Raw genomic sequence first — 4218 nt, 5'->3', positions numbered from 1 at the left:
TATTATTATGAGGAGCTATGAAACTGAGAATTATAAGTTTAATCAACATAAAAAATGTGAATTTTTCCCTTGTCACCAAGGGCTAGAAGAAGATAAATTTAACTGCCTATTTTGTTATTGCCCATTATATATGTTAGGTAATGAATGTGGAGGCAATTTTAAAGAGACTAATGGAATAAAGGATTGTTCCAATTGCACAAAGCCTCATGATGAAGATAGTTATAAGTTTGTAATGGCAAAAATGGATGAGGTAATGAAAAAAGGATCAAGTTTTATTAAATAATTTAAATGTAAAATATCCCTACAAGCAGTACTCAATTAGAATTTGATAAAATAAAACATAGTAATATGTGATATTTAATCTAAGGATAATAAAAGATGGTTCCATATTTGAATTCAAATATGGAACCATCTTTTATTATTATTTTATTTTTGTAATTATTCTATAAAAGCCAAGGATCATTTTCTGGCTCTATATAAGGTTCTTTATTTGTGTCGATTTCTTTTCCAGGATCTACTGGATCAGTAGGAACATTTAATTCTGGATGTAGATTATTAGCTTTTTCTTGATTTTTATGAGAATCGCGTTTTGGTAAATCTAAATCCACATCATCAATTGAAATATTCATTGCTTTTGCAACACCCTTGCCATATTCAGAATCTGCCATATAACAATGATAAATATGTCTATGCTTTATTTGAAGAGTAGAATCTCCCATATTTCTTGCTGTATTATCAAATAGTACCTGTTGTTGATCTTCTGTCATTGCTCTAAATAACATTCCAGGTTGGGTGAAATAATCAGAATCATCTTCTCTGAAATCATATCTATAAATATCTCCACCCTTTTCTTTTGGAAGATTGTCTTCTGGATGGTCCTTCCAGTTACCATAGCTGTTTGGTTCATAGTGAACCTCTCCTCCAAGATTACCATCTACTCTCATTTGGCCATCACGATGGAAACTATGGGGCTCTTTTACTCCCTTAGGTGAATTAACAGGTATTTGATGATGATTTACACCTAGACGATATCTTTGTGCATCACCATATGAAAACAATCTACCTTGAAGCATTCTATCAGGGGAAAAGCTAATTCCAGGAACTGCATTTGCAGGATTGAAGGCAGCTTGTTCGATTTGTGCAAAATAATTATCTGGATTTTTATTTAACTCAAATTCTCCTACTGGGATAAGTGGGAAATCTTTTTTAAGCCACATTTTAGTTAAATCAAATGGATTGTTTTCCATAGAATCCGCTTCTTCTTCTGACATTATTTGTACATACATTTTCCACTTAGGATACATTTCTTTTTCTATAGCTTCATAAAGATCCCTTTGATGAGACTCTCTATCCATGCCCACTACCTTTTCTGCTTCTTGGTCAGTTAAGTTTTTTATACCTTGTTGAGATCTAAAGTGAAATTTAACCCAAGATCTTTCATTATCTTTATTTATAAAGCTATAGGCATGTGAACTAAATCCATGCATATGCCTATAAGATGATGGCAATCCTCTATCACCCATAATGATGGTAACTTGTAAGAGAGCTTCAGGTAGGGAACTCCAAAAATCCCAATTAGAATTAGGGCTTCTCATATGAGTTCTAGGATCTCTTTTAATAGCATGGTTTAAATCAATAAATTTCATTGGATCTCTAAAAAAGAATACTGGTGTATTATTTCCTACTAAATCCCAATTACCTTCCTCGGTATAAAATTTCAAAGCAAATCCACGAATATCACGCTCAGCATCAGCTGCTCCTCTTTCACCTGCAACAGTTGAAAAACGGGCTAACATTTCAGTTTGCTTACCAATCTCTGAAAAAATATCTGCATTAGTATATTTAGTGATATCATGAGTTACTGTAAATGTACCAAAGGCACCAGAACCTTTAGCATGCATTCTACGCTCAGGTATAACTTCTCGATCAAAATGAGCCATTTTTTCTAAAAACCATGTATCTTGTAAACTTATAGGGCCTCTTTTTCCTGCAGTCATACTATCTTGATTATCACTTACAGGAGCACCTGCAGCTGTCTTTATATTGGGATTATCTCCTTTTTTCTGATTTCTACTTGAGAGATTTTTACCTAAATCATTTTTTTCCATAGGATTTTTTTTCTCATCCATTTTAACTCCTCCTTTTAAAATTCAAATATTGAATGTATATATTACCATTGATACCCCTTATTGTGATAATTATAGAGTATAATGTAATTAGATATATTTGCATATATATATAACAATAATATGTGGATTTAGTATTAAACTTTGTAGCTTTATCAAATATAGGATATTTATTGAGCTTTAAATTTAACTTAGTTTAAAAAGGGGTGTTTAATATGTCAAAAATATCAATTTCTTTAATAACTATAGGAGTAATTTTAATTTTATTTATAATTGTTAGTTATGTAGCTAAAATTATATTTGATCAAAATGCAGAAAAAGAAATTAAAGATTTTTTTACTGAAGTAGAAAATACTGATGAAATTGTAAGTCAAAAAGATTTAGAAAACTTACCTAAAATGTACAAGAATGGCTTAAATATTCAGGAGTAATTGGAAAAAGAAAAATTACTTCAGTTCGTTTAAAACAAAAAGCAGAGATGAGACTTGAAAAAGATAAGAATTGGATGAAGGTTAATGCAGAGCAATATTTTAAAACTAAAGAACCAGGTTTTATCTGGAAAGTAAATATTAATATGGCTCCTTTAATACACATATCTGGGAGAGATAAATATGAAAATGGAAAAGGAAATATGTTAATTAAGCCTTTTTCATTATTTACTATAGCTGACTCTAAAGGAAAAGAGGTAGATCAAGGAAGTTTACTAAGATATCTAGCAGAAATGATGTGGTTTCCTTCTGCAGCAATAAATGATTATTTAATGTGGGAAAAAATAGATAAATATAGTTCTAAAGCAACTATGAACTATAAAGATGTAATAGCAGAAGGTATATTTACATTTAATAATAAAGGTGAAGTTATTAATTTTCAAGCTGAAAGATATGGTGAATTTGATGGTGAGTATAGACTGGAAACTTGGAGTATTCCAGTAAGAGATTATAAGAAATTTGAAGGCATAAAAATACCTACTAAAGGTAACGTAACATGGAAATTAGACGATGGTGATTTTAATTGGTTTAATTTTGAAATCACTGAAGTGGAATATAATTTATCAAGTTAAGATATAATTGATAAATACTTAATATGTTGACAACCTTTTATTTAGTTAGTATACTAATTATTAGTAGACTAACTAAATAAGGAGTGATATTATGAAAATATTAGTAACGGGAGCATCAGGAAATGTAGGTAGCTATGTAGTAAAAGAACTTTTAAATATGGATGAAATTGTAGTTGCTGGTGGTACAAAGACTCAAAAATTAATCAATAAATTTGGATCAAAAGTAGAAGCTGTACTTTTTGATTTTACAGATGAGACTACTTTTGATAATGCGCTTAAAGATGTTGATAGAGTTTTTCTTATGAGACCACCTCACCTTGGGAAACCAGAAGATTTATATCCATTTATTGATGCAATGAAAAGGCATAATATAAAATTAGTATCATTTTTATCTTTGATGGGGGTAGAAAACAATACAATACCACCTCATCATAAAATTGAAAAATATATAGAAAAAATGGATATTTCTTATGCTCATGTACGCCCAGGCTTCTTCATGCAAAATATATCTGGTGTTCACTCTGTTGAAATCAGAGAAAAAGATGAAATTTTTATACCTGCTGGCAAGAGCAAAACAAGTTTTATAGATGCTAAAGATATAGGACTTTCAGTAGCAACTTTACTTCATGAGCATGTAAAGTATAAAAATACTGCACATACTATTACAGGACCTCATGCTTTAGATTATTATCAGGTAGCAGAAACATTAAGTAAAGTCACAGGAAGAAAGATAACTTATACTAAGCCAGGATTTTTAAAATATAGGAGATATTATATAAATAAAAGAGGACTTGATAAAACATATGTAAATGTCACAGTAGCACTTTACTTCATGACTAGAATGGGTACAGCTAAAGATGTAACAAATGAGTTTTATAAACTTACTGGTAAGAAGCCACAGACATTAGAAGAATTTGCAAGAGATAATTTACAATCATTTGTAAAATAAAATGTTAGGAGAAATAGATAATATGGAAAATTTATCTTACTTATTAATAATGGTATCTAGACATTTGAAAAATGCTCTAGATA

General features: G+C 30.0%; 5 protein-coding genes. 4 read left to right on the top strand and 1 reads right to left on the bottom strand.

Going from position 1 to position 4218, the window contains the following annotated elements; translation table 11 throughout:
- Positions 1–283, top strand: a 283-nt coding sequence (locus ACTHUW_RS10355) for a cysteine-rich small domain-containing protein (RefSeq protein WP_442213197.1), incomplete at its 5' end; no start/stop codon positions are given.
- A gap of 160 nt (positions 284–443) precedes the next feature.
- Here ACTHUW_RS10355 and ACTHUW_RS10350 read toward each other — a convergent pair.
- Entirely contained in the window at positions 444–2129 is a 1686-nt protein-coding gene (locus tag ACTHUW_RS10350) for a catalase (protein ID WP_442213195.1), read from the bottom strand.
- A gap of 212 nt (positions 2130–2341) precedes the next feature.
- Here ACTHUW_RS10350 and ACTHUW_RS10345 point away from each other — a divergent pair, with 212 nt between their 5' ends.
- From ACTHUW_RS10345 to ACTHUW_RS10335, 3 genes are all read left to right on the top strand, one after another.
- The gene (locus ACTHUW_RS10345; RefSeq protein WP_442213193.1) at positions 2342–2557 is read left to right on the top strand and encodes a hypothetical protein; all 216 of its coding nucleotides are present in this window, start codon (positions 2342–2344) and stop codon (positions 2555–2557) included.
- Positions 2557–3186: a DUF6544 family protein gene (locus tag ACTHUW_RS10340; protein WP_442213219.1), complete on the top strand. Its 630-nt coding sequence runs from the start codon at positions 2557–2559 to the stop codon at positions 3184–3186. The genes ACTHUW_RS10345 and ACTHUW_RS10340 overlap by 1 nt, the downstream gene beginning before the upstream one ends.
- A gap of 91 nt (positions 3187–3277) precedes the next feature.
- The gene (locus ACTHUW_RS10335) at positions 3278–4135 is read left to right on the top strand and encodes an NmrA family NAD(P)-binding protein (RefSeq protein ID WP_442213191.1); all 858 of its coding nucleotides are present in this window, start codon (positions 3278–3280) and stop codon (positions 4133–4135) included.
- Positions 4136–4218: the final 83 nt, after the last annotated feature.

Source organism: Senegalia sp. (in: firmicutes) (genome assembly GCF_052088025.1).
In the GTDB taxonomy this organism is placed as follows: domain Bacteria; phylum Bacillota; class Clostridia; order Tissierellales; family SIT17; genus Anaeromonas.
Note: the sequence above shows the minus strand (reverse complement) of the source record. Positions and strands in the feature narration are given on the sequence as shown.

Coding starts and splice junctions, on each gene's coding strand:
- ACTHUW_RS10350 (WP_442213195.1), bottom strand. CDS start 2,129: ATGGATGAGAAAAAAAATCCTATGGAAAAAAATGATTTAGGTAAAAAT.
- ACTHUW_RS10335 (WP_442213191.1), top strand. CDS start 3,278: ATGAAAATATTAGTAACGGGAGCATCAGGAAATGTAGGTAGCTATGTA.
- ACTHUW_RS10345 (WP_442213193.1), top strand. CDS start 2,342: ATGTCAAAAATATCAATTTCTTTAATAACTATAGGAGTAATTTTAATT.